This window comes from Geodermatophilus sp. SYSU D00879, assembly GCF_054050375.1.
In genome coordinates, this window is record NZ_JBJGZF010000014.1 from 39,626 (window position 1) to 64,928 (window position 25,303).

General features: G+C 75.3%; 22 protein-coding genes and 1 tRNA gene. 12 read left to right on the top strand and 11 right to left on the bottom strand.

What is annotated here, in order from left to right:
• Positions 1–30: 30 nt before the first annotated feature.
• Complete coding sequence (locus ACI79B_RS17205; protein ID WP_456927025.1) at positions 31–630, bottom strand: SACE_7040 family transcriptional regulator; 600 nt, start codon at positions 628–630, stop codon at positions 31–33.
• A 141-nt stretch (positions 631–771) separates the two neighbouring features.
• On the opposite strand from ACI79B_RS17205, the gene ACI79B_RS17210 reads away from it, so the two are divergent.
• Complete coding sequence (locus ACI79B_RS17210; protein WP_456927024.1) at positions 772–1,926, top strand: acyl-CoA dehydrogenase family protein; 1,155 nt, start codon at positions 772–774, stop codon at positions 1,924–1,926.
• Here ACI79B_RS17210 and ACI79B_RS17215 read toward each other — a convergent pair.
• Positions 1,923–2,936: an NADPH:quinone reductase gene (locus ACI79B_RS17215; protein ID WP_456927023.1), complete on the bottom strand. Its 1,014-nt coding sequence runs from the start codon at positions 2,934–2,936 to the stop codon at positions 1,923–1,925. The two genes, ACI79B_RS17210 and ACI79B_RS17215, sit on opposite strands and share 4 nt — an antisense overlap.
• A 143-nt stretch (positions 2,937–3,079) precedes the next feature.
• Here ACI79B_RS17215 and ACI79B_RS17220 point away from each other — a divergent pair, with 143 nt between their 5' ends.
• Entirely contained in the window at positions 3,080–4,945 is a 1,866-nt protein-coding gene (locus ACI79B_RS17220) for a putative bifunctional diguanylate cyclase/phosphodiesterase (protein WP_456927022.1), read from the top strand.
• Positions 4,946–5,057: 112 nt separating this feature from the next.
• A complete protein-coding gene (locus ACI79B_RS17225) occupies positions 5,058–6,950 on the top strand; it encodes a glycosyl hydrolase family 28-related protein (protein WP_456927020.1) in 1,893 nt (630 codons plus the stop codon).
• Between the two features lie 118 nt (positions 6,951–7,068).
• Here ACI79B_RS17225 and ACI79B_RS17230 read toward each other — a convergent pair whose 3' ends face one another.
• The 4 genes from ACI79B_RS17230 to ACI79B_RS17245 form a co-directional block, all read right to left on the bottom strand.
• Positions 7,069–7,491, bottom strand: a complete 423-nt coding sequence (locus ACI79B_RS17230) for a response regulator (protein WP_456927019.1) — start codon at positions 7,489–7,491, stop codon at positions 7,069–7,071.
• Between the two features lie 126 nt (positions 7,492–7,617).
• Positions 7,618–7,911: a lipopolysaccharide assembly protein LapA domain-containing protein gene (locus ACI79B_RS17235; protein ID WP_456927018.1), complete on the bottom strand. Its 294-nt coding sequence runs from the start codon at positions 7,909–7,911 to the stop codon at positions 7,618–7,620.
• A gap of 86 nt (positions 7,912–7,997) precedes the next feature.
• Positions 7,998–10,601 (bottom strand): bifunctional FO biosynthesis protein CofGH, encoded by a 2,604-nt coding sequence (locus ACI79B_RS17240; protein WP_456927017.1) that lies wholly within the window; start codon positions 10,599–10,601, stop codon positions 7,998–8,000.
• 104 nt (positions 10,602–10,705) lie between these two features.
• Complete coding sequence (locus tag ACI79B_RS17245) at positions 10,706–11,197, bottom strand: flavin reductase family protein (protein WP_456927016.1); 492 nt, start codon at positions 11,195–11,197, stop codon at positions 10,706–10,708.
• A gap of 34 nt (positions 11,198–11,231) precedes the next feature.
• On the opposite strand from ACI79B_RS17245, the gene ACI79B_RS17250 reads away from it, so the two are divergent.
• Positions 11,232–12,656: a dihydrolipoyl dehydrogenase family protein gene (locus ACI79B_RS17250; protein ID WP_456927015.1), complete on the top strand. Its 1,425-nt coding sequence runs from the start codon at positions 11,232–11,234 to the stop codon at positions 12,654–12,656.
• A gap of 8 nt (positions 12,657–12,664) precedes the next feature.
• Positions 12,665–13,576 (top strand): NAD(+)/NADH kinase, encoded by a 912-nt coding sequence (locus tag ACI79B_RS17255; protein ID WP_456927014.1) that lies wholly within the window; start codon positions 12,665–12,667, stop codon positions 13,574–13,576.
• Between the two features lie 4 nt (positions 13,577–13,580).
• Here the strand turns inward: ACI79B_RS17255 and ACI79B_RS17260 are convergent, their stop codons facing one another.
• Positions 13,581–14,363 carry a transglutaminase-like domain-containing protein gene (locus tag ACI79B_RS17260; RefSeq protein ID WP_456927013.1) on the bottom strand — a complete coding sequence of 261 codons (783 nt, stop codon included), beginning with the start codon at positions 14,361–14,363 and terminating at the stop codon, positions 13,581–13,583.
• Between the two features lie 69 nt (positions 14,364–14,432).
• Between ACI79B_RS17260 and ACI79B_RS17265 the strand changes: the two genes are divergently transcribed.
• Positions 14,433–15,233, top strand: coding sequence for an SGNH/GDSL hydrolase family protein (locus ACI79B_RS17265; RefSeq protein WP_456927012.1), 801 nt, complete (start codon positions 14,433–14,435; stop codon positions 15,231–15,233).
• A 54-nt stretch (positions 15,234–15,287) separates the two neighbouring features.
• On the opposite strand, the gene ACI79B_RS17270 is transcribed toward ACI79B_RS17265, so the two are convergent.
• Positions 15,288–17,321: a putative bifunctional diguanylate cyclase/phosphodiesterase gene (locus tag ACI79B_RS17270; protein WP_456927011.1), complete on the bottom strand. Its 2,034-nt coding sequence runs from the start codon at positions 17,319–17,321 to the stop codon at positions 15,288–15,290.
• Between the two features lie 249 nt (positions 17,322–17,570).
• Here ACI79B_RS17270 and ACI79B_RS17275 point away from each other — a divergent pair, with 249 nt between their 5' ends.
• Positions 17,571–17,939, top strand: coding sequence for a VOC family protein (locus ACI79B_RS17275; protein ID WP_456927010.1), 369 nt, complete (start codon positions 17,571–17,573; stop codon positions 17,937–17,939).
• A 42-nt stretch (positions 17,940–17,981) separates the two neighbouring features.
• Entirely contained in the window at positions 17,982–19,022 is a 1,041-nt protein-coding gene (locus ACI79B_RS17280; RefSeq protein WP_456927009.1) for an LLM class flavin-dependent oxidoreductase, read from the top strand.
• A gap of 60 nt (positions 19,023–19,082) precedes the next feature.
• On the opposite strand, the gene ACI79B_RS17285 is transcribed toward ACI79B_RS17280, so the two are convergent.
• A complete protein-coding gene (locus ACI79B_RS17285) occupies positions 19,083–19,745 on the bottom strand; it encodes a DUF4333 domain-containing protein (protein WP_456927008.1) in 663 nt (220 codons plus the stop codon).
• A 552-nt stretch (positions 19,746–20,297) separates the two neighbouring features.
• Here ACI79B_RS17285 and ACI79B_RS17290 point away from each other — a divergent pair.
• Positions 20,298–20,771, top strand: a complete 474-nt coding sequence (locus ACI79B_RS17290; protein ID WP_456927007.1) for a hypothetical protein — start codon at positions 20,298–20,300, stop codon at positions 20,769–20,771.
• Between the two features lie 737 nt (positions 20,772–21,508).
• On the opposite strand, the gene ACI79B_RS17295 is transcribed toward ACI79B_RS17290, so the two are convergent.
• Positions 21,509–21,581 (bottom strand) — tRNA-Arg (locus tag ACI79B_RS17295).
• A 181-nt stretch (positions 21,582–21,762) separates the two neighbouring features.
• Between ACI79B_RS17295 and ACI79B_RS17300 the strand changes: the two genes are divergently transcribed.
• From ACI79B_RS17300 to ACI79B_RS17310, 3 genes are all read left to right on the top strand, one after another.
• Positions 21,763–22,272, top strand: a complete 510-nt coding sequence (locus ACI79B_RS17300) for a single-stranded DNA-binding protein (protein WP_456927006.1) — start codon at positions 21,763–21,765, stop codon at positions 22,270–22,272.
• Between the two features lie 104 nt (positions 22,273–22,376).
• Complete coding sequence (gene ettA / locus ACI79B_RS17305; RefSeq protein ID WP_456927005.1) at positions 22,377–24,047, top strand: energy-dependent translational throttle protein EttA; 1,671 nt, start codon at positions 22,377–22,379, stop codon at positions 24,045–24,047.
• A gap of 232 nt (positions 24,048–24,279) precedes the next feature.
• Positions 24,280–24,693 (top strand): acyl-CoA thioesterase, encoded by a 414-nt coding sequence (locus ACI79B_RS17310; protein ID WP_456927004.1) that lies wholly within the window; start codon positions 24,280–24,282, stop codon positions 24,691–24,693.
• Between the two features lie 27 nt (positions 24,694–24,720).
• Here ACI79B_RS17310 and ACI79B_RS17315 read toward each other — a convergent pair whose 3' ends face one another.
• Positions 24,721–25,161, bottom strand: coding sequence for a YccF domain-containing protein (locus ACI79B_RS17315; protein WP_456927003.1), 441 nt, complete (start codon positions 25,159–25,161; stop codon positions 24,721–24,723).
• Positions 25,162–25,303: the final 142 nt, after the last annotated feature.

Genomic DNA, 25,303 nt, shown 5'->3' on the forward strand with positions numbered 1-25,303 from the left:
CCCCGGCGACGACCCGGCGACGACGCCGCGTCAGGCGGTCGCGGCCGCCTCGGCCATCGCGGCGAGCAGCGCGGCCGTCCGCGCGCGCGGCAGCCGGCCGGCGCTGTGCGGCGTGGAGTTGACCAGCCCGAAGACGGCGTGCGCGCGGGCCCGGCTGGCGTCGGTGCCCTCCTCGGGCCGCAGCCGGGCCAGCACGTCCACCCACACCTCGACGTAGCGGCGCTGCAGCCGGCGCACCGCGGCCGCGTCGTCCGCCGGCAGGGAGCCGAGGTCGCGGTCCTGCACGGTGATCAGCGCGGGGTTGTCCAGCGCGAAGTCCACCTGGAAGGCGATCAGCGCCCGCAGCTGCGCGGCGGGGTCGGGACCGGCGGCGGCGACCTGCTCGCGCGCGCCGGCCAGCAGCCGCTGGCTGATGCCCTCGAGCATCTCGGCCAGCATCGCGTCCTTGCTGGCGAAGTGCCGGTAGATCGCCGGGCCGGTCACCCCGACCGCGGCGCCGACGTCGTCGACGCCGACCGCCCGCGCGCCGCGCTCGGCGAACAGCTGCGCGGCCGCCCGCAGGATCTGCTCCCGCCGGGAGGGCCGGGCGGCGTCGGCCGTCAGCGCCGAGTCGGGCTGGCTGGCGGTCACGCCGCGGATGCTAACCGCCGCCGTCTGGACCCCGATGTGAACCGTCGTTAACATCGCGGGGGAGCGGCCGGCCGACCGGTGCGGCCGCAGGCGGGCCCCGGGGAGGACCCCACCGGCGGCCCCGGCACCAGGGAGCACACCGTGCTGGACTACCGGCTCGACGACGAGACCGAGGCCCTGCGGCGGACCGTCCGCGAGTTCGCGCTCGAGGTGGTGGCCCCGCAGATCGGCGGCTTCTACGAGCGCGACGAGTTCCCCACCGCGATCGTGCGGCAGATGGGCGAGCTCGGGCTGTTCGGCCTGCCCTTCCCCGAGGAGTACGGCGGCTCGGGCGGGACCTACTTCGACCTGTGCGTGGCGATCGAGGAGCTGGCCCGGGTGGACAGCTCGGTGGCCATCACGCTGGAGGCCGGCGTCTCGCTGGGCGCGATGCCGCTGTACCGGTTCGGCAGCGAGGAGCAGCGGAAGCGCTGGCTGCCGCGGCTGTGCACGGGCGAGGCGCTGGCCGCGTTCGGCCTGACCGAGCCCGGCGGCGGCTCCGACGCCGGCGCCACCCGCACCACCGCGCGCCTGGAGGACGGGCACTGGGTGGTCAACGGCTCCAAGGCCTTCATCACCAACTCCGGCACCGACCTCACCGAGCTGGTCACCGTCACCGCCGTCACGGGCACCCGGCCCGACGGTGGCAAGGAGATCTCCGCGATCGCGATCCCGGCGGGGACCCCCGGGTTCGCCGTGGGCCCGCGGTACTCGAAGGTCGGCTGGAACGCCTCGGACACCCGCGAGCTGTCCTTCAGCGACTGCCGCGTGCCCGAGGACTCGCTGGTGGGGGAGCGCGGCCGCGGCTACGCGCAGTTCCTCTCCATCCTCGACGAGGGCCGCGTGGCCATCTCCGCGCTGGCCACGGGCCTCGCGCAGGGCTGCGTGGACGAGTCGGTGCGCTACGCCGGCACCCGCGAGGCCTTCGGCCGGCCGATCGGCCGCAACCAGGCGGTCCAGTTCATGATCGCCGACATGGAGGTGCGCGCCTCCACCGCGCGGCTGGCCTACTACCGCGCCGCCGAGAAGATGCTGCGCGGCGAGCCGTTCCGCCGCGAGGCCTCGATCGCCAAGCTCTACAGCTCCGAGGTCGCGATGGACAACGCCCGCGCGGCCACCCAGGTGCACGGCGGCTACGGGTTCATGAACGAGACGCCGGTCGGGCGCTTCTACCGCGACGCGAAGATCCTCGAGATCGGCGAGGGCACCAGCGAGGTGCAGCGGATGCTCATCGCGAAGGACCTCGGCGTCGGCTAGGCCGTGACGTCGACCAGGACCTTGCCGACGACGCCGTCCTGCACCGCCTGGTGCGCCTGCGCGGTCTCCGCCAGCGGGAAGACGTGCAGCGGCAGCCCGGCGTCCTCGCCCACCCGCAGCGCGCCGTCGAGCAGGGCGGCGTCGACGTCCTCGACGCCGAGGACCTTGGCCCGCTCGGGCACCGTGTAGACGTACACGAACTGCCAGCGGGCGTTGGGACCCATCTGCGCGCGCACCGGGACGGTGACCTCCGCGCCGCCGTCGTCGGCGTACATCGCCACCGCGCCGTGCATGCCGACGACCTGGGCGTCGACGGCGGCGTTGCGGGCCGCGGACACCTCCACGACCGTGTCGACGCCCTTCGGCGCGATCTTGCGGACCTCGGCGACGACGTCCTGCTGCCGGTAGTCGACGACGTGCGAGGCGCCGGCCGCCGCGGCCAGCTGCGCCTTGCGCGGGCTGCTCACCGTGGCGATGACCGTGGCGTCGGCCCAGCGCGCCAGCTGGACCGCCGCGTTGCCCACCGCGCCGGCGCCGCCCTGCACCAGCACGGTCCGCCCGGTCAGCGAGCCGGGGCCCATCCGGTCGGGCACGGACTCGCCGAGGGTGAGGCAACGGTGCGCGGTGAGGAACGGGATCCCCAGCGCCGCGCCGAGCTCGAACGAGGGCTTCGGGCCCATGGGCACCGCCTGGCGCGCGGGCACGACGGTGTACTCCGCCGCCGTCCCCCAGGGGCGCTGCCAGGCCGCCTCCCACACCCAGACCCGCTCGCCGCGGATCGCGGGGTCCACGCCCTGACCGACCGCCTCGACCGTGCCCGCGCCGTCCTGGCCGGGCACCTGGCCGTCCGGCCCGGGCTGCGCGTTGGTGCGGGACTTCCAGTCGGTCGGGTTGACGCCGGCCAGCGCCAGCCGGACGAGGACCTCGCCGGGGCCGGGGTCGGGGGTGGGCCGGTCGGTCAGCTGCAGGACCTCGGGGCCGCCGGGCCGGGTGTAGGTGATGGCACGCACCCCGCGGCCCTACCCCGTCCGGCGGGCCCCTTGCGCACGGCGCCGTTCCGGTCCGCGCTGGTCGGGGAGCCCTCCTCACCCCCTGGAGTGAGCACGGGGGAACGGAACTGATCCGGTACGGATGGGCGGCCGATGGGGGCACCATGGAGCTCCCCGTCATCGGCCGACTCCGCCGCGCGCTGCCCGAGGGGCGGCCCCTGCCGGACGAGGTCTGGCAGCGGCGGCACACGCTGCTGCTGCGGCTGGCCGCGGTGCAGGCCGTGGTGATCGGCGTCGTCGCGGTGGCCCGGGGCTGGTCCCCGGTCGCGGCGGTCGGTGCCGCCCTCGCCGTCGCCTACCCGCTGTCGTTCAGCCTGCTGCCGAACGCCGGCCGCACGCTGCGGGCGGCGGGGGTGACCGGGAGCCTGCTGGCCGCCTCGGTGCTCCTCGTGCACGCCTGCGACGGGCTGACCGAGGCGCACTTCCACTTCTTCGTCGTCGTCGGCCTGGTGTCGCTCTACCAGGACTGGGTGCCCTTCGGGCTCGCCCTCGTGGTCGTCATCGGGCACCACGGCGCGGTCGGGACGCTCTTCCCGCACTCGGTGTTCGACCACGAGGCCGCCTACCGCGACCCGTGGCTGTGGGCACTCGTGCACGGCGGGTTCGTGCTGGCCGCGAGCCTGGCGCACCTGTCCTCGTGGCGGCTCAACGAGCGGCAGGGGCTGCACGACCCGCTCACGGGGCTGGCCAACCGCACCCGCCTGCTGCAGACCACCGCCGCGCTGCTGGCCCGCCGCACCGGCCCGGTCAGCGTGCTGTTCCTGGACCTGGACGACTTCAAGGACGTCAACGACACCCGCGGCCACGCCGCCGGCGACGTCCTGCTCACCACGGTGAGCGACCGGCTGCGGGCCTGCGTCCGCGAGGGCGACGAGGTGGGCCGGCTGGGTGGCGACGAGTTCGCCGTCGTGGTCGACGGCGGCGCCGACGAGGCGGCGGCCGTCGGCGAGCGGGTCCTGGCCGCGCTCGCCGAGCCGGTCGACGTCGGCGGGCGTCCGCTGGCGGTGCACGTGAGCATCGGCGTCGCCGACACCGCGACCGCCGGCGACCGGCGGCCCGGGACACTGCTGCGCAACGCCGACCTGGCCATGTACCGCGCCAAGGCGCTGGGGAAGAACCGGCTGGTCCGCTACGTGCCCGGCATGGCCGAGGCGGCCGAGGACGAGGTCACCCTGCTGCAGGACCTGGCCGCCGCGGTCCGGGCCGGCCAGCTGGAGGTCCACTACCAGCCCACCGTCGACCTCGCCGACGGCCGCACCACCGGCTACGAGGCGCTGCTGCGCTGGCACCACCCGGAGCGGGGACTGGTGCCGCCGGCGGAGTTCGTGCCGCTGGCCGAGGCGAGCGGCGCGATCCTCGAGATCGGCCGCTGGGTGCTCGAGCGGGCGGTCGGCCAGGCGGCGGCCTGGACGGCGGAGGCCGGCCGGCCGATCGGCATCGCGGTCAACCTCTCGCCGCGGCAGCTGGCCGACGACGACGTCGTCGCGCTGGTGTCCGCCGTCCTCGCCGCGAGCGGCCTGCCGGCGGCGCAGCTGACGCTGGAGGTGACCGAGGGCGTGCTGCTGCGCGACGTCGACCGGGTGGCCGGCCAGTTGTGCGCGCTCCGGGAGCTCGGCGTGCGGATCGCGATCGACGACTTCGGCACCGGCTACGCGAGCCTGTCCTACCTGCGCCGGCTGCCCGCCGACGTCCTCAAGATCGACCGCAGCTTCGTGCAGGACCTCGGCGGCGACGTCCGCTCGACCGCGCTGGTGGCCTCGATGATCGAGCTGGCGCACAACCTGCGGCTGGAGGTGGTCGCGGAGGGCGTGGAGACCAGCGAGCAGCACGCCGTCCTCGGCGGCCTGGCGTGCTCGCACGCGCAGGGCTTCCTGTTCGGCCGCCCGCTGCCCGCGCCCGCGCACGACCCCGCCCAGCCGGCGGCCGCCGTCGTCGTCCCCGCGCCGCGGGAGCCGGTACCGACCGCCTGACCTGCGCGGGCGTCCGGGGTGGTTGCGGGTGAAACGGAACGGTCCCCTAACCTGTGTCCGCACCGTGACATCAGTCACACCGTGCGTACACCCCTCGACGATGAGGACGTCCGTGCAGCCAGCATCCCTCCCCCCGGCCCGCCGGCGCCGTCTCGGCGCCGTGCTCGCCGTCGCGACGGCCCTGTCCGTCTCGCCCCTCGCGGTGGGGGCGGCCTCCGCCGCCCCGCCGCCCGCCACCAGCCCGACCGCGCCGGCCCTCGGCGTGAACGTCACCGTGTTCGACCCCAGCACGCCCGTCAGCCAGATCCAGGCGACCCTCGACGCCACCTGGGAGAAGCAGCGGGACAACGAGATGGGCAGCGAGCGCTACGCCTACCTCTTCAAGCCCGGCGTCTACGGCACCGACGCCCAGCCGCTGCAGATCAAGGTCGGCTACTACACCGAGGTCACCGGCCTCGGGGACTCGCCGTCCGACGTGGTCATCAACGGCAAGGTCGAGACCTACAACCGCTGCCTGACCGAGACCAACTGCATCGCGCTGAACAACTTCTGGCGCACCGTGTCGAACCTGACGATCGACGTCAACGGCGCCGGCCAGGACGGCTGCCGGCAGAGCGCCAACTTCTGGGCCGTGTCGCAGGCGGTCTCGCTGCGCCGGGTGGACGTCACCGGCGGCAACCTGTCGCTGATGGACTACTGCACCGCCGGCCCGCAGTACGCCAGCGGCGGGTTCATCGCCGACTCGCGGGCGGGCACGGTCGTCAACGGCTCGCAGCAGCAGTGGCTGACCCGCAACAGCACGATCGGCAGCTGGTCCAACGGCGTGTGGAACCAGGTGTTCTCCGGCGTCGAGGGCGCGCCCTCCGAGGCGGCCTTCCCGAACCCGCCCTACACCACGCTGCAGAACACCCCGGTCAGCCGCGAGAAGCCGTTCCTCTTCCTCGACGACGCGGGCCGCTGGAACGTCCGGGTGCCCGCGGCGCAGCAGGCCTCACGCGGCATCAGCTGGGCCGCCGGGCTCACGCCGGGCCGCACGCTCTCCCTCACCGACTTCCTCGTCGCGACGCCGTCGACGCCGGTGCAGCAGATCAACAACCACCTCGCCCGCGGCGGCCACCTGCTGCTCACGCCGGGGGTCTACGACGTCGCGCGCAGCATCGACGTCAAGCGGCCGGGCACCGTGGTGCTCGGCCTGGGGCAGGCCACGCTCACCGCGGTCGGCGGGGCGGTCCCGCTGACCGTCGCCGACGTCCCCGGCGTCGTCGTGGCCGGCGTGACGATCGACGCCGGCACCGTCGAGTCGCCGGCGCTGCTGCAGGTCGGCAAGCCCAACGGCGACGGCGGGATCTCCAGCGCGGCGGACCCGACGACGCTGTCGGACGTCTACTTCCGCGTCGGCGGCCCGCACGTCGGCAAGGTCGACACCGCGCTCGAGGTCAACAGCGACGACGTGCTCGTCGACCACACCTGGGTGTGGCGCGCCGACCACGGCGTCGAGCCCGGCTTCACCCAGGGCGTCAACGGCGACACCGACCGCTGGCGGACCAACACCGGCCGCGTGGGCGCCGAGGTCAACGGCGACCGGGTGACCGCGACCGGGCTGTTCGTCGAGCACTTCCAGACCCACAACACGATCTGGAACGGCGAGCAGGGGACGACGGTGCTCTACCAGAACGAGCTGCCCTACGACCCGCCGTCGCAGGCCGACTGGCAGCAGCCCGACGGCACGCTGGGCTGGGCCGGCTACAAGGTGGCCGACGACGTGCAGCAGCACCGCCTCTACGGCGGCGGCGTGTACGGCTACCAGCGCAACGCCGGTCCGGGGATCACCACCGAGAGCGGCTTCGAGGTGCCGACGACGCCGGGCGTCCGGCTGCACCACGTGATGACCGTCCACCTCGACGGTCTGGGGATCATCCGGCACGTGGTCAACGACGTCGGCGACCAGGTCGACGGCAGCCGTCCCGGCGCGCCGGCCTACGTGACCGACTACCCGGCGGCCTGACGCAGTGAGCCCGGTGGGCCGCCGCGGACCCCCGCGGCGGCCCACCGGTGCGTTCCGGCGGTGCCGGTGTCACCCGAGCGCCGGGAAGCGGCGCGACGGTCGACGGGGTGCCGCGGCGTCACAGGCAGTAGGGACAGCCCGTGCCGCCGGCGGCGACCGTGCGCACGCAGCGGAGCAGCGCGTGGAGACGGGTGCCCTTCGGCACCAGCGCGTGGGCGCCGGCGGCGAGCGCCTCGACTCGTGCCTCGCCGGCTTCCGCGGTCAGCACGACGACCCGGGCCTCGGGTCGAGCGGCACGCAGCGCCTCCGTGGCCGCCAACCCGTCCATCACCGGCATGGACAGGTCCATGCACACGACGTCGGGACGCAGGCGCGCAGCGGCCTCCACCACCTGTGACCCGTCCTCGCACTCGCCGACGACGACGAGGCCGTCCTCCTCGGACAGTGCCTCCACCAGGGTCCTGCGCAGGTGCGGGTGGTCCTCGACGAGGAGCACGCGGATCTCGGCGGTGGCGTCACCGCCGTGGTCAGCTCCGGTCATCCGTGCACCTCCTGCCCGTGCGGCGACGATCCTGGGAGACGTCGGCGCGCACCGCAAGCCCGACGGGCTGCCCTCCCCGGGCGGCCGGTGTGTCCCCGACGGGCCCGTCCGTCGGCCGGAACCCGGTCAGTCGTCCCGGGCGGCCCGCCGCGCCACCCGGCGACGGTGCCGGCGCAGCACGCCGAGCCCGAGCCACAGGATCGCTCCCAGGAACGCGTCCACCAGGGCGAACAGCCACAGCGGCCAGGTGAAGCTCCAGAACAGGAAGTCCAGCGTGACGTCCTGCCGGTTCTGCAGCATGAACACGAGCAGCAGCCCCCCGCCGGCGAGGGCCGCGACGACCCCGCCGCTGAGTCGGGCGCTGCTGGGCGTGTTCCCGGTCCCGCCGGTGCTCGCGGTGCTGGGGCTCTGCTGGACCATGACCGCCTCCTCCGCCGCGACCGGACGGTAGGGGCCGTCGGCGCGGGCGGGGATCACCCCGCGGGGACGAGTCGCCGGCAGGCGGCTCAGGCGGGGGTGATCGAGAGGGTCAGCGCGCGGCGGCCGGCCTCGGAGCGGGCGGTGCGCAGCCGCTCCTCCGAGGGGGTGCCGTAGTCGGTGGTGCGCTGCCGCGCGGGCCGGCCGATCGCCGCGGCCATCGCCTCGAGCTCGGCGATCGTCTTGAGCGAGCCGTTCTCGCTGCCGGCCATCCGGCTGATGGTCTCCTCCATCAGCGTGCCGCCGAGGTCGTTGGCGCCGCCCCGCAGCACCGCCTGGGTGCCGGCGTCGCCGAGCTTCACCCACGACGTCTGGACGTTGCGGATGCGGCCGTGCAGCAGCAGCCGGGCGACGGCGTGCACCGCCCGGTTCTCCCGCACCGTCGGGCCCGGCCGGGCGACGCCGGCGAGGTAGATCGGCGCGTTGTGGTGCACGAAGGGCAGCAGCACGAACTCGGTGAACCCGCCGGTCTCGTCCTGCTGGCGGGCGATGGTGCGCAGGTGCGCCACCCAGTGCGCCGGGGTGTCGACGTGGCCGTACATCATCGTCGACGTCGTCGCGATGCCCACCCGGTGCGCGGTGCCGATGATCTCCAGCCAGGTCGCCGCGGGCAGCTTGCCCTTGGTCAGCACCCAGCGGACGTCGTCGTCGAGGATCTCCGCCGCCGTGCCGGGGACCGAGTCGAGCCCGGCCTCCTTCGCGGCGAGCAGGAAGTCCTCGAACGACAGCCCGGTCCGCGCCGAGGCGTTGACGATCTCCATGGGGCTGAACGCGTGCAGGTGGATGCCCGGCTGCCGGCGCTTCACCTCGCCGATCAGGTCGAGGTAGGCGGAGCCCGGCAGGTCGGGGTGGATGCCGCCCTGCATGCAGATCTCGGTGGCGCCGGCGGCCCAGGCGCGGTCCACCCGGTCGCCCACCTCGGACAGCGACAGCGTGTAGGCGTCGGCGTCGGTGCGCCGCTGCGCGAACGCGCAGAACCGGCAGCCGGTGTAGCAGACGTTGGTGAAGTTGACGTTCCGGTTGACCACGTAGGTGACGTCGTCGCCGGTGACGTCGCGGCGGACGGCGTCGGCCAGGGCGCACAGCGCCTCGAGGTCCGGGCCGTCGGCGCCGAGCAGCGCGAGGTACTGCGCGTCGGTGAGGCCGGCGGGGTCGCGCTCGGCGGCGCGCAGCGCGGCGGCCACCTCGGGGTCGCCGACAGGGAGCGCGGTGGAGGAGCCGTCGCGGGCGGACTCGGTGCGCGAGCGCAGGTCGGCCCAGTCGCCGTAGACGGCGTCGAAGTCCCCGCGCCGGTCGCCGGTGCGGCCGACGGTGTCCACCTCGACGTGCAGGTCGGTGCGGCCGGAGGACACCCACGCCTCGTCCGGCTCCTGCCACGGCAGCCCGGCCGGGACCCGGCCCTCGACCGCGAGCCCGTCCGGCCCGGCCAGCGCGGCCACGTGCGGGCGCACCCGCGGGTCCAGCCACGGCTCGGGCTCGAGCACGTAGCGCGGCTGGGCGGCCAGCCGCTCGCGCAGCGTGAACCCGCCCTCCGCGGTGAGCGCGGCGAGCTTGTCGATGTTGGGCCAGGGCCGCTCGGGGTTGACGTGGTCGGGCGTGAGCGGGGAGACCCCGCCCCAGTCGTCGACGCCGGCCCGCAGCAGCAGCCCGAGCTCGGTGGAGTCGGACAGGTTCGGCGGCGCCTGCACCCGCGCCCGCGGGCCGAGCAGCAGCCGGGTGACGGCGACGGCGGCCACGTACTCCTGCAGCGCGAGGTCGTCGTGCGCGGCCATCGCGGTGCGCGGCTTGGCGCGGAAGTTCTGGACGATGACCTCCTGCACGTGCCCGTGCCGCTGGTGCGCGGCGCGGATCCGCAGGACGGCGTCGACCCGCTCGGCCGGCGTCTCGCCGATGCCCAGCAGCACGCCGGTGGTGAACGGGACCGCGGAGCGGCCGGCGTCCTCGAGCACCCGCAGCCGGACCGCCGGCTCCTTGTCGGGGGAGCCGTAGTGGGGGCCGCCGCGCTCGGACCACAGCCGGGTCGCCGTCGTCTCGATCATCATCCCCATCGACGCCGACACCGGCTTGAGCCGCTGGACCTCCTCCCAGGTCATCACCCCGGGGTTCAGGTGCGGCAGCAGCCCGGTCTCCTCCAGCACCCGGACCGCCATCGCGCGCAGGTAGGCCAGGGTGGAGTCGAAGCCGTGCGCCTCCAGCCACTCGGCGGCGACCGGCCAGCGGTCCTCGGGGCGGTCGCCGAGGGTGAACAGCGCCTCCTTGCAGCCCAGCGCGGCACCCTGCCGGGCGACGTCGAGCACCTCGTCGGGGGAGAGGAACGGCGCCCTCCCCTGGGCGCGCAGCTGCCCGGGCGTGGTCACGAAGGTGCAGTAGTGGCAGCGGTCGCGGCACAGGTGGGTGAGCGGGATGAACACCTTGCGGCTGTAGGTGACCACGCCGGGCCGGCCGGCCGAGGCGAGGCCGGCGTCGCGCACCCGGGAGGCGGCGGTGAGCAGGCGGTCCAGCGGCTCCCCGTCGCCGAGCCCGCGGGCCGACAGCAGGGTCTCGGCCTCGCCGGCGTCGAGGGTCACGCCCCGCTCGGCGCGGGCGAGGGCCCGGCGCAGCGCGGACGGCACGGGGGTCTGCGGCTCGGTCATCACCCCGCACGCTAGTTGACGGACCCCCTCGCACCCCATGGCTCGCACGCGCGCGACGGGGCCCGGCGAGGGGGCCGGCCGTCCCGCGTGCGCGGATCCGCCCGTCAGGGGGCGTCGACGTAGCGACCGCGCAGCCGGAGCAGGGGCGCGGCGTCCTCGCGCAGCACCGGCACGTCCTCGACGGCGAGCAGCGCCAGCACGTGGTCCCCGGCCGGCACCAGCCGGTCGAGCCGGCAGTCCAGCGCGACGACGCCGCCGTCGAGCACGATCGCGCCGCTGCCGCCCGCCCGCGACCACGGCACCGACTCGAGCAGGTGCCGCGCCGAGGGCCGCCCCGCGGAGGAGAACCGGCTGGCGAGGATCGCCTGCCCGGCGGCGAGCACGGTGAGCCCGCAGCTGCCCACGGCCTCCAGCACCTCGGCCGGGTAGCCGTCGGCGGTCAGCCCGACGGCGACCAGCGGCGGGTCGGCCGACACGCTCATGACCGAGGTGACCGTCGTCCCGACGTCGTCGATGTCGTCCCGGACGGTCAGCAGCGCCACCCCCGCGGCGTACTGCCGCAGGGCGGCGGTGAACTCGGAGGGTGACACCGGCATGGCGGCCAGTCGACCACACCGCCAGGATGGCCCGGTGAGCAGCGCGGACGAGGAGATCTACGACGTCGTCGTGATGGGAGCCGGCTCGACCGGCGAGAACGTCGCCGACGTCGTCGTGCGGGGCGGGCTGTCCGCGGTGCTCGTCGAGCAGCACCTCGTCGGCGGGGAGTGCTCGTACTACGCGTGCATGCCGAGCAAGGCGCTGCTGCGCGGCACCGAGGCGATCGAGGAGGCCCGCGCGGTCCGGGGCGCCGCGGCCGCGGTGACCGGCGAGCAGGACGTTCCCGCCACCCTCGAGCGCCGCGACTCCTTCGCGAGCCACTGGGACGACGCGGGCCAAGTGCGCTGGGTGCAGGGCGCCGGCATCGACCTGGTCCGCGGCACCGCCCGGCTCGAGGGCGAGCGCACGGTCGTCGTGACCCGCCCCGACGGCGGCGAGACCCGGCTGACCGCGCGGCACGCCGTCGCCGTCTGCACCGGGTCGGAGCCGGCGGTGCCGCCGGTCGAGGGCCTGGCCGACGTCGAGCCGTGGAGCCCGCGCGAGGCCACGAGCGCCAAGGAGCCCCCGCGCCGGCTGCTGGTGGTCGGCGGCGGCTACGTCGGCTGCGAGATGTCCTCCGCCTGGAACGCCCTCGGCTCGCGGGTGACGCTCCTCCAGCAGGGCGACCGGCTGCTGCCCGGCGCCGAGCCGCAGGCCGGGGACGCCGTGCTCGCCTCGCTGCGCGACCGCGGCGTCGACGTCCGGCTCGGCGCCGAGGTCCGCGCGGCCCGCCGCGAGCACGACGAGGTGGTCCTCACGACCGCCGAGGGCGAGGTCCGCGGCGACGAGGTGCTCGTGGCCGTCGGGCGGCGGGCGCGGACGACCGCGATCGGCGTGGACAGCGTCGGGCTGGAGCCGGGGGAGTACCTCGACGTCGACGACACGCTGCAGGTGCGCGGGCTGCCCTGGCTCTACGGCGTCGGCGACGTCAACGGCCGCCGGCAGCTCACCCACATGGGCAAGTACCAGGCCCGCCAGGCCGGCGCGGCGATCGTCGCGCGCGCCCGCGGCGAGGAGGTGCGCGGGGAGGACTGGTCGCCGCACACCGCCACCGCCGACCGCGCCGCCACGCCCTCGGTCGTGTTCACCGACCCGCAGGTGGCCAGCGTCGGCCTGACCAGCGCCCACGCCGAGGAGCGGGGCCTGCCGCACCGCGTCGTCGAGTACCCCATCGGCTCGGTCTCGGGCGCGGCGCTGTTCGCCGACGGCTACGAGGGGACCGCGATCGCCGTCGTCGACACCGAGCGCGAGGTGCTGCTCGGGCTGACCTTCGTCGGCCCGGCGGTGGCCGAGCTGCTGCACGCGGCGACGATCGCCGTCGTCGGGGAGGTGCCGATCGCGCGGCTGTGGCACGCGGTCCCGGCCTACCCGACGGTCAGCGAGATCTGGCTGCGCCTCCTCGAGACCTGGCGCGGCTGAGCGCCGGGATGCGCCTCGGGCTGGTCCTGCACCCCACGCGGGACTCCTCCGCCGCGGTCCGGCAGGTCACCGAGTGGACCGCCGGCGCCGGGGTGCAGCTGCTGGCCGATCGCGACGACGTCGCCCGGCTCGCCCTGACCGGCGTCACCGCGGTGGCGCCCGAGGAGCTGGCGGGCACCTGCGACGGCGTCATCGCGCTCGGCGGCGACGGCACGATCCTCGGGGCGATGCGGATGGTCAGCGCCCGCCCGGTGCCGGTGCTCGGCGTCAACCTCGGCCACCTGGGGTTCCTCGCCGAGGTGGAGGGCCGCGAGCTCGGCGAGGCGCTGGCCGCGCTCGCCGAGGGCCGGGTCACCACCGAGTCGCGGGGCTGCCTGGTGGTCCGGCTGCGCGACTGGGAGTGGCTGGCGTTCAACGACGCCGTCCTCGCGCGGGTGCCGGGGGAGGGGATGGTCAGCGCCGACCTGTCGGTGGGCGGCCGGCGGCACGGCCACCTGCGCTGCGACGCCGTCATCGTGGCCACCGCCATGGGCTCGACGGCCTACAACTACGCCGCCGGCGGCCCGGTGGTCAGCCCGGAGGTCGACGGCATCCTGCTCACCCCGGCGGCGCCGATGCAGGGCATCTCGCGCACGGTGCTGCTCGGCGCCCGGGAGACCCTGGCCCTGACCATCGGCGCCGGGCGGCCGGCGATGGAGTTCGACGGCGTCCTCGGCGGCCGGCTGCAGCCCGGCGACGAGGTGACCGTCTCCTACCGCCCCGGCGCCGGGCAGCTCGTGCGGATCGAGGGCTCCCGCTCGGCACAGCGCAGCCGGGCCAAGCTCTCGCTGCTGGACCTGCCGTTCCTGCCCGCCGAGATGGTCGAGCTGCTCCCGCGCGACCTCCGGGAGCGGCTGCGCGAGGCGCCCGAGGAGGGCTGAGCGCTCAGGGCAGCGGGAACGGCGCGCCGTCGGGTGCGGGCAGGTCGCCGTCGACGGCGGCGGTGACGGTCATGCCGAGGAACCGCGCCCCGCCGAGCGTGGTGAGGAAGGCGGTGTCGGCGGCGTCGCGGCCCGAGCAGATCCGCACCAGCGACGACGTCGGCGCCAGCCGCGTCGCGTCGACCACGCACCACGTCCCGTCGACGTCGGCCTCGGCGACGGCGTGGAAGTCCATCGGGTCCAGCCCCGGCGCGTAGACGGCGACCAGCCGCGCCGGCACCTCCAGCGCGCGCAGCAGGGTGACCGTGAGGTGCGCGTAGTCGCGGCACACGCCGCGCCCGGCCAGCAGCGTGTCGACGGCGGTGTCCACCGGGCGGCTGGCGCCCGCGGCGTAGACCAGCCGGCGGTGCACCCAGTCGGTCACCGCGCCCACCAGCTCCGCGCGGGGCAGCGAGCGGTCGAACTCGGCGGAGGCGAACCCCTCGAGCTGGTCCGACGGGCAGTAGCGGCTGGGCCGGATCGCCTCCGCCCACGCCTCCGGCGTCACCGCCCGGCCCGGGCCGCCGCGCTCCGCGGTCGCGGTGTAGGTGACCTCGGTGGTGCCCGCCTCCAGCCGGACCCGGTGCACCCGCGCCTCGCCCACCTGGACCTCCTCGACCTCCAGCGGGCGCCCCTCGCACAGCACGGTCAGCGTCTCGGTGGCGGGCGCGGCCACCGCCACCTGCAGCAACGCGGTGGCCGGGCCGGCCGAGGAGAGGGTGAGCGAGGCAGCGACGGAGGTCGGCATGCCCGGAATCGTCGCCGCGGCCGGGGTCCCGGCGCGCTGTGTGCTCGCTCACCGTGCTGCAGTGGATCCGTGCCCGCACCGTCCCGCAGCTCCTGGCGCCGCTACGTCGCCCTCGGCGACTCCTTCACGGAGGGGCTCAGCGACCCCGACCCGGCCCGCCCCGGCGAGTACCGCGGCTGGGCCGACCGGCTCGCCGGGCACCTGGCCGAGGCCTCGCCGGGCGCCGACGTCGAGTACGCCAACCTCGCCATCCGCGGGCGGCTGCTCCCGCAGGTGCTCGCCGAGCAGGTGCCGGTCGCCCGCGCGGCGCGGCCGGACCTGGTGAGCCTGGTGGCCGGCGGCAACGACATGCTCCGCCCCGGCGCCGACCCCGACGTGCTGGCTGCCGCGCTGGAGGAGGCGGTGGCCGGCTTCCGCGCCGGCGGCGCCGACGTGCTGCTGGCCACCGGTGTCGACCCGCGGCTGACGCCGATCATCCGGCGCACCCGCGGCCGGGTCGCGGTGTTCAACGCCTCGCTGTGGTCGATCGCCGCCCGGCACGGCGCCGTCGTCCTCGACCAGTGGGGCGCGGACTGGCTGCTGGACTGGCGGCTGTGGGACAGCGACCGCATCCACCTCACCGCCGAGGGGCACCGGCGGATGGCGCTGGCCGCGGCCGACGCGCTCGGCGTCCCGGTCCCCGGCGACGGCGAGTGGCGCACCCCGCTGCCGCCGGCCCCGCCGCGGGCGCTGCGCGCGGCGCTGGCCGAGGAGGCCGCGTGGGTGCGCGGGTTCGTCGCGCCGTGGATCGCCCGCCGCCTGCGCGGCCGGTCCTCCGGCGACGGCCGGGCCCCGAAGCGGCCGGTGCCGCAGGCGCTGCCGCGCGGCTGAGCGTGCACGTCCGCGGAGGTGCACCGGGCACCTCCGCGGACGTGCCCGGAAGGCTCAGGGCCGGGACTCGTCCTCGTCGGCCGGCTCGTCGTCGTCCGGCTCGTCGTCGTCCTGCTCGTCGTCGGTGGTGGTGTCCTCGACGACCACGAGGAACGGCCGGGAGGCCGGGGGCTCCCCGGCGTCCTCCAGCGGGAACAGGTCGACGCCGTCGCCGCCGGCCGGGTCCGGCACCGGGGGCAGCTCGCCGGTGACCGCCTCCAGCTCGCCGGTCACGGCCTCCAGGACGGCGGCGGCCTCCTCCGCGGCCTGCTCGACGAGCACCTCGGCCATCAGCGCCTCGGCGCGGCTGGGCAGCGGCGCGGGCCGGCCGAACGCGTAGCCCTGCGCCATCGCGCAGCCGTGCCGGCGCAGCCACTCGGCCTGCTCGAGGTCCTCGATGCCCTCGGCGATCACCTGCAGGCCCATGCCCTGCCCGAGCTGCAGCAGGCCCTGGACCAGCGCGGCGGTGGAGGGCCGGGTGACGACGTCGGCGACGAACGACCGGTCGATCTTCACGGTGTGGATCGGCAGCCGGTGCAGCGCGGTGATCGCCGAGTAGCCGGTGCCGAAGTCGTCGAGCGCCAGCGTGACGCCGCGCGCGGTCACCTCCGACACCGCCTGCAGCGTGGCCTCGGCGGCGAACAGCGCCGTCGACTCGGTGATCTCCAGCTCCAGCCGCTCGGGCGGCAGGCCGGACTCCTCCAGCGCGGCCGCGACCAGGTCGCTGAAGCCCTCCTCGGCCAGGTGCCGGGCGGAGACGTTGACGTGCACCCGCAGCCCGGCCGGCCAGCCGGCGGCGTCGGTGCACGCCTGGCGCAGCACCCAGGCGCCCAGGCGGGAGGTGAGCCGGTTGTTCTCCGCGGCGTCGAGGAACGCGCCGGGCGGCAGCAGCCCACGGGTGGGGTGCTGCCAGCGGATGAGCGCCTCGTAGCCGAGCAGCGTCTCGTCGGCCAGGGAGACGATCGGCTGGTAGAACAGCCGCAGCTCGTCGCCGTCCAGCGCCCGGCGCAGGTCGGTCTCCAGCTGCAGCAGGTCGACCTCGTCCTCGGTCAGGCCGCCGTCGTGCACCTCGATCCGCGCCCGGCTGCCGTCCCGCTTGGCGCGGGTGAGCGCGCTGTGCGCCTGGCGCAGCAGGTCGTCGGGGGCGACGTCGGAGCCCATGGTCAGCCCGACGCTCGCCGACAGCACGATCTCGCGGTTGCCCAGCTGGAACGGGTCGTCGAGCACCGACAGCAGCCGGTCGGCCAGCGCCCGCAGCCCGTCGAGGTCCTCGACGTCCTCGGCGAGGATGAGGAACTCGTCGGCGCCGAGCCGGACGGCGGTGTCCTCGACGCGGGTGCTCCAGCGCAGCCGGTCGGCGACCTGGCTGAGCAGCTGGTCGCCGGCCTCGGTGCCGAGGGTGTCGTTGACCGCCTGGAACCGGTCGAGGTCCAGGTGCACCAGGCCCACCTGCAGCCCGCGGCGGCGGGACAGCGCGAGGGCGTGGGCGAGCCGGTCGGTGAGCGCGCGGCGGTTGGGCAGCCCGGTGAGCTGGTCGGTGAAGGCCCGGCGGACCAGGTCCTCCTCGGCGCGTCGCCGGTCGGTGACGTCGACCAGCGACAGGACGACGAAGTGCGGCTCGCCGGTGGTCCGGTGGACGACGGTGTGCGACTGCTGCACCCACAGCTCGGTGCCGTCGGCGCGGCGCAGGCGGCGCTCACCGTCCCGGCGCAGCCACGGGTCCAGGGCGGCCTCGTCGCCGGGAGCGCCGTCGCCGTCGGGGATCGGGGCCTCGTCGGGGTGGGCGAGCAGGTCGACGTGGCGGCCCACCACGTCGTCGATGCCGCGGCCGGACAGCGCGCACAGCGCGTCGTTGACGACGAGCAGGTGGCCGTCGAGGCCAACCAGGGCCTTGGGGACCGGCGAGTTGAGGAACAGGGCGCGGAACACCTGGCCGCGGTCGGCCAGCAGCGTGTCGATGGCCCGCAGCCTCGTCCCCGCCGGTGCACCGCTCGGCTCGCCGGGCTGGTCGGCCCGGGGCCGGGGCACGTCGGGGGCGCTGAGAGTCACCTCCACAGGGTGGCCGACCGGACGGCCGGAGCTGCGGAACCCGCACACGGAGAGTCGTGGTCGGTCGCTCACGTTCCGTCACGGCGAGAGGCTGCCGTGTCGTCCGGTGCGCGTGGGACGTCGCCGTGAGCAGCGCCTCCACCCGGACCCGCGGCGTCCGGACCCCCGGGTCTCCTCCACCGCGCCCGGGAGGGTGCCCACGACCCGCTCCGGGGAGCAGGGTGGGCGCCCCGAGCGGAGGAGTACGTCATGGACTGGAAGCTCGAGCTGGTCGCCGTGCCGGTCAGCGACGTCGACCGGGCGATCACCTTCTACACCGAGGGCGCCGGGTTCCACCTCGACCACGACCACCGGGTGAGCGACGAGGTCCGGTTCGTGCAGCTCACCCCGCCGGGGTCGGCGTGCTCGATCGCGATCGGCACCGGCCTGCTCGACGTGCCCCCCGGAGCGGCGCAGGGGCTGCAGCTCGTCGTCCCCGACGTCGAGCTGGCCCACAAGGAGCTGACCGGGCGGGGCGTGGAGGTCAGCGAGGTCCAGCACCTCCCGTGGGGGTCGTTCGTGTTCTTCAGCGACCCGGACGGGAACGGCTGGGCGGTCCAGCAGCTGCCGCCGCGCTGACCGCCGGGGAATCCCGCGCCCGGCCCGCGCGCTGTGCCGGGCATGGACGTCGGCAAGCGCATCGGGTTCCTGTCGTTCGGTCACTGGCAGCCGCTGCCCGGCTCGGAGGTGCGCACGGCGCGGGACGCGCTCGTGCAGACCGTCGAGCTCGCCGTCGCCGCCGAGGAGCTCGGCCTGGACGGCGCGTTCGTCCGGGTGCACCACTTCGCGCGGCAGCTGGCCTCGCCGTTCCCGCTGCTGGCCGCCATGGCCGCGCGGACCTCGCGGATCGAGCTCGGCACCGGCGTCATCGACATGCGCTACGAGAACCCGCTGTACATGGCCGAGGAGGCCGCGGCCACCGACCTGCTCGCCGGCGGCCGGCTGCAGCTCGGCGTGAGCCGGGGGTCACCCGAGACGGCGCTGCGCGGCTCGGAGGCGTTCGGCTACGTCCCGCCGGAGGGGTCCTCGGACGCCGACCTGGCGCGGGAGAAGACGGCGCTGTTCCTCGCCGCCACCCGGGGCGCGACCGTCGTCGACGCCGACCCGGGGATGACCGGCGGCGCCCGCGGCCGGCTGGCGGTCCAGCCGCAGTCGCCGGGCCTGGCCGACCGGATCTGGTGGGGCGCCGGCACCCGGGCGACGGGGGAGTGGGCCGCCCGCCAGGGGCTGAACCTCATGAGCTCGACGCTGCTGTCCGAGGACACCGGCGTGCCCTTCGACGAGCTGCAGGCCGAGCAGATCGCCCGCTACCGCGCCGCCTGGGCCGAGGCCGGGTGGGACCGCGCGCCGCGGGTGTCGGTGAGCCGCAGCGTGATCCCGATCGTGTCCGACCTCGACCGCGCCTACTTCGGCGACGAGCGCCGCTCGTCCGACCAGGTCGGCCTGCTCGAGGGCGTGCGCGCCCGCTTCGGCCGCAGCTACGCCGGCGAGCCCGACCAGGTGGCCGAGGAGCTGGCCAAGGACGCCGCCGTCCGCGAGGCCGACACCCTGCTGCTCACGGTGCCGAACATGCTCGGCGTCGAGTACAACGCCCGGCTGCTGGAGAACGTCGCGCGCCACGTCGCGCCGGCGCTGGGCTGGACGCTCGCCGCCGCGCGCTGACGCACGCACGCGAGAGGCCCGGGACCGCGGTGCGGTCCCGGGCCTCTTCCGTCCTGCGGGTCACTCGAAGCTGACGTTGCCCTCGGCGTCGAGCGTGGCGACGACGACGACGCTGTCGGACGGGTCGTCGGCCGCGGCCACCTGGCAGTCCAGCGTCAGGCCGTCCTCGGCGACGAGCACGGTGCGGTCGCCGGCGTCGCAGGTGGAGACGACCTCGAGGCCGGTGCTCGCGGCGAACTGCTCGGACAGCGCGGACTCGACGTCGGTCACGTGCACGTAGACCTGGTCGCTGTCGATGGTCACGTTGCCCTCGTCGTCGGTCTGCTCGACGGTGAAGGTGACCTCCTGGCCCTCCAGCTGCGCGGTGCAGGTGGTGACCGTGCCGGCGGCGAGCTCGACGTCCTCCGGGCAGCTGACGTCGGTGACGGTGACGCCGGCCTGCTCCTGCGCGACGGCGGCGATCTGCCGCTCGGCCTCGGCGGTGTCGAGCACCTTGCTGCCGAGGAGGAAGAAGGCGCCGACGCCGAGCCCGGCGACGACGAGCACCGCGAGGATGCTGCCGACGATGGCGCCGGTGCGCTTCTTCGGGGGCTGCTGGCCGTAGGGGGCACCCGGGGCGGAGCCGGGGCCGTCCCAGCCGTTGGGGGCGGGGAAGGGCGCCGGGGCGTAGGGGCCCTGCGGGGCGTACGGCTGGGCGTTGCGGGGGTCGTGGACCTGGGTCACGGGGCGCTCCTCGGTGCGGTCCCGGGGCCGTCCCCGGGTGCTCGGGAGCACCGTCCCGCCGCCCGCTTGCGGCGCTCTTCGAGATCACTTGCAGCCCACCGCCAGTGACCCGGACCCGCCGGCGACGGCGCGGTGGGGCGCGTCGGAGGGGGAGCCGGCCGAGGGAGCTCGGCCGCATCGTGGACCACGAGGTCAGGGGGCCACTCGGACACCACCGGCAGCAGGTCCCTCAGCATCGCCGGTGCCGCGATGCGGCCGAGGAGGCGCCCGAACACCCGTCCGGCAGCCGCTCACGGGGCAGCCGGCGGGTGTCCTCGGGTGGAGCGGACAGGCGTCGGCAGGACGTCCTGCTCGACGCCGGCGGGCAACGTCCGCACTCCGGCCGCGTGCAGCCGGCCGCAGCTGTCGGCCCCGGTGGCCCCAGCGCACGTCGTGGCCACGTCGTTGCACGGCCCCGGCGGGCGGCAGCATCGGATCGTCGCGGGCCCCGATCGCAGGGGCGGGGCACGACCTCGGGCGGCGCCCGCGTCCCCGCCGCTAGGGTGCGGTGCCATGCACGGGGGACCGGGGCGGACCGGTGGGCGCCGGATGACGTGGGCGCTGCTCGCGGTCGGCGTCGTCGCGGTCCTCACGCTCGTGGGCGTCCTGCTGACCGGTGCGGACGGCGACGCCGGCAGCTCCGCGGCCACCGGCAGCGCGCCCGCCGTCCCGTCGGCGACGGGTGGCGAGGTGCCGCCGGTGTCCGGGGGCGGCGACGCCACCGAGGAGCTGCGGGCCGCCGCGGGCGCCGCCGTCTGGGGCGCGGCCGTCGTCTCCGCCGAGCAGACCGCGCCCGGCCGGGTCGAGGTCCGGACGAGCATCGCCGCGGCCGGACCCGAGGTGCAGCAGGCGCTCGCGGTGTGCGAGGGCGCGGTGGCCTGGCTGCAGGCCCAGGGGGCGACCGACCCCTCCGTCGACGTCCTGGCGGCGGACGGCACCGGCCTCGCCCGCTCCGGGCACCCCGCCGGGGAGTGCACCGGGCCCTGAGGACGCAGGCGCCAGGTGGGTCCCTGTTCACCCGTCCGGGATCGGGACGGGGAGATCGTGAGCCCACCCGCCGCACCACTTCTCGGGAGGTCCCCCGTGACCACCACGCCGAGCGCCGGGGGTGGCTGCACCGCTCCCACCACGAGGTGCGGAGGCTGAGCGACGAGGCTCGCCGGTAGCTCGCCCGGATGTCCCTGGGCCCGATGAGGATGTGGTCGACGTTGCCGTTCACCCGCCGTTCGACGTCGTGGACGGCGTGCCGGCCGTCGCACTCCGGTTCGCGAAGTGCCTTCGCAGTGCGCCGCTCACCTGCGGTCGCTCGGGCATGGCGCTCCACGTCGTCCGGCGGGGAGTTCCACGCCGCGATGAAGAAGGCCATCGGCGCACCGAGCACGAAACCGGCCCATCGCCACGTTCCCCCACCGAGCCACGAGAGCAAGAGGGGCGTGACCCTGACCGGTGGGAGACCGAGGCTCAGCCCCAGGGCCACCCGTCGCCGGAAGCTCCGACGGCCCTCCCGGTACTTCTGTTCCCGGTATCCCGCCGGCACGCGACGACCGACGCCCCCGCTCGGCACGGCCAGACGCCGGCGATCTGGAGTGACGCCGGAGGCGATGCGCAGCGGCAGGCCGGCTGCACCCTCGACGACGGAGCCGCCCGCGTGGCCGACCGCTCCGGTCCCTGGCGCGACGACGACCGTGTCGTCGACCGCCGCGGACCTCCTGGGCCTCGCCGAGCGCGCCCGGCAGGGATCGAACCTGCGACCAAGTGCTTAGAAGGCACCTGCTCTATCCGCTGAGCTACGGGCGCTCGGCCGCGATGATGACACCTCCGCTGCGGCGGGCGTGAGCCGGTGACGGTCGGGCCGCTCGCCGTCCACAGGCGCCGGGCGCTCCACAGGTCGCTCCCCGCGCCGCCACAGGCGCCTGAGCGGCGGCGAGGGTCGGGCCCGGACCGGCACCGTGCCGGCTCCTGGGACCCGAGGAGCACCGTGAGCACCACCGAGATCACCGTCGTCGGCAACGTCGTCACGTCACCCAGCCGCGTGCGCACGCAGAGCGGCACCGTCACCAACTTCCGCGTCGCCTCCACCGAGCGGCGCTGGGACGGCACCGCGGGGAGCTTCGTCGACGGCGCGTCGTTCTTCGTCGACGTCGAGTGCTGGAACGAGCTGAGCGGCAACGTGTCGCACAGCGTCAGCAAGGGCGACCCGGTCATCGTCCGGGGCACACTGCGCACCGACGAGTGGGAGAACGACACGGGCCGCCACAGCCGGCCGCGGGTCCGGGCCCGGACCGTGGGCTTCGACCTCAGCAAGGGCACCGCCGAGTTCCGCAAGACCCGGCGGCCGGCGGCCGCACCGCCGCCGGCCGAGCCGGTCGACGACGCCGCCGACGAGCGGGACTATCCGGAGCCCGTGCAGCCGTTGTACGAGTTGGACCCCGACTCGTCCGCGGCCGGTGCGGCGCTCGACGCCCTGCCGGAACCGGCTCTCCGCTAGCCGCCGCGAACTGGGAGGATCGGGGACGAGAACGCACGGGGGCCGGGCCGGAGCACGCGCCGGCCCGCCCCTCCTCGCGCACCGACGGAAGGCTCGAACGCCCAGTGGCTCAGTACATCTACACCATGGCCCGTGCCCGCAAGGCGCACGGCGACAAGGTCATCCTTGACGACGTCACCCTGTCGTTCCTGCCCGGCGCCAAGATCGGCGTCGTCGGTCCCAACGGTGCGGGCAAGTCGACCGTCCTCAAGATCATGGCCGGCCTGGACCAGCCCTCCAACGGCGACGTCATGCTGGCCGCCGACGCGACCGTCGGCATCCTGCTGCAGGAGCCGCCGCTCAACGAGGAGCTCGACGTACGCGGCAACGTCGAGGAGGCGGTGAAGCCGCTGCGCGACGCGCTGACCCGCTTCGAGGAGGTCAGCGCGGCGATGGGGGAGCCCGACGCCGACTTCGACGCGCTGCTGGCCGAGCAGGGCGAGCTCATGGAGGTCATCGAGCAGCACGACGGCTGGGAGCTCGACGCCCGCATCGAGCAGGCCATGGATGCGCTGCGCTGCCCGCCCGGCGACGCCGACGTCAGCGTCCTGTCCGGTGGTGAGCGCCGCCGCGTCGCGCTGTGCCGCCTGCTGCTCGAGGCGCCCGACCTGCTGCTGCTCGACGAGCCCACCAACCACCTCGACGCCGAGAGCGTGGCGTGGCTGGAGCAGCACCTGGAGAAGTACGCCGGCACCGTCGTCGCCGTCACCCACGACCGGTACTTCCTCGACAACGTCGCCCAGTGGATCCTCGAGCTCGACCGCGGCCGGGCCTACCCCTACGAGGGCAACTACTCCACCTACCTGGAGACCAAGGCCGCCCGCCTCAAGGTCGAGGGCGCCAAGGACGCCAAGCGGCAGAAGCGGCTGGCCGAGGAGCTGGAGTGGGTGCGGTCGGGCGCGAAGGCCCGCCAGGCCAAGAGCAAGGCCCGCCTCCAGCGCTACGAGGAGATGGCGGCCGAGGCCGACAAGTTCCGCAAGCTGGACTTCGAGGAGATCCAGATCCCGCCGGGCCCACGGCTGGGCAACGTGGTCGTCGAGAGCCACGACCTCACCAAGGGCTTCGGTGACCGCATCCTCATCGACGACCTGTCCTTCACGCTGCCGCGCAACGGCATCGTCGGCGTCGTCGGCCCCAACGGCGCCGGCAAGACCACGCTGTTCAAGATGCTGGTCGGCGAGGAGAAGCCCGACGACGGCGACATCAAGGTCGGCGAGACGGTGAAGATCTCCTACGTCGAGCAGACCCGCAGCGGCATCGACCCCAAGAAGACGCTGTGGGAGGTCGTCTCCGACGGTCTGGACCACATCAAGGTCGGCAACGTGGAGATGCCCTCGCGGGCCTACGTCGCGGCGTTCGGCTTCAAGGGCCCGGACCAGCAGAAGCCGGCCGGCGTGCTCTCCGGCGGTGAGCGCAACCGGCTGAACCTGGCGCTGACCCTCAAGCAGGGCGGCAACCTGCTGCTGCTCGACGAGCCGACCAACGACCTCGACGTGGAGACGCTGACCAGCCTGGAGTCGGCGCTGCTGGAGTTCCCCGGCTGCGCCGTGGTGGTCAGCCACGACCGGTGGTTCCTCGACCGCGTGGCCACCCACATCCTCGCCTACGAGGGCGAGTCCACGTGGTTCTGGTTCGAGGGCAACTTCGCCGACTACGAGAAGAACAAGGTCGAGCGGCTCGGCCCCGAGGCCGCCCGCCCGCACCGCGCGACCTACCGCAAGCTCACCCGCGACTAGCGGCCCCCTCCGGAGGCTCGGCCCGAGCTTGCGAGGGCTGAGGGGGAGGGGGGCCTCACCGGCCGGCCGGAGCACGTGCTCCGGCCGGCCGTCGCCGTCTGCAGGCGCGGTGTGTGCACACAGCGCGGTCCCGACCTCCCCGGCGTGGTTCGTGCACACGGCGCGGTCCGGGCACACGGCGCGACGAGCCGCGGTCGACGGGTGCGGGCGGCGTGCGGCAGGGTGTCGGACCGTGCGGTTCACGGTGCAGGTCCCGATGCGCTGGTCGGACATGGACGCCTACGGCCACGTCAACAACGTCGTCTACCTGCAGTACTTCGAGATGGCGCGGGTCGCGCTGTTCTTCGAGCGGGCGTCGCTGGAGGAGCGCACAGGGCTGCGCCGCGGCACCGTCGTCGCCGCCCACGCGATCGCCTACAAGCGGCCGGTCGTCTACTCCGCCCGGCCGCTGGACGTGCAGATCTGGGTGTCGGACGTGCGTGCGGCCGCCTTCACCTGCCACTACGAGGTCTTCGACCACGAGCGGCTCGCCGTCACCGGCAGCACGCTCCTGGTGCCCTTCGACTTCTCCATCGAACGGCCGCGCCGGCTCACCCCGGACGAGAAGGAGTTCCTCGCCCGCTGGGCCGACGAGCCGGAGGCCTGAGCCCCAGAGGTTCGGGCGCCGGCGTCGTCAGCGGGCGGGTGCGCCCTGCACCACGCCGCTGCCGGCGTGCATCCAGTCGCGCGGGGGAGCGGTGTCCACCACCCGCTTGCCCAGCGGGAACAGCCCGACGGCGGCCAGCTTGAACGACGCGATCCCGAACGGGATCCCGATGATCGTCACGCAGAAGGCGATCCCGGCGACCACGTGCAGCAGCGCCAGCCACCACCCGGCGATCAGGAACCACAGCAGGTTCCCGATCGCCGAGGCGACGCCGGCGCCCGGTGCCCGCACCGTCGTCCGGCCGAACGGCCACGCCACGAACCCGGCGAGCCGGAACGAGGCGATGCCGAACGGGATGGTCACCACCAGCAGACAGGCCACCACGCCGGCGAAGGCGTAGGCCAGCGCGAGCAGCCAGCCCTGCAGGACCAGCCAGACCAGGTTCAGCAGCGTGCGGAGGGTGTCCACACACAGACGACGGACCGCGGGCGCGCCGGGTTCCGCGCCGGCGGGGCGTCCCGCGGGCGGACGGCGGGCGCCCGCCCACGGCAGGATCGCGACCGCCGGCGCGGTCGGCCGACCGGCCGGGGCCACCCGAGAGGAGCCGGTC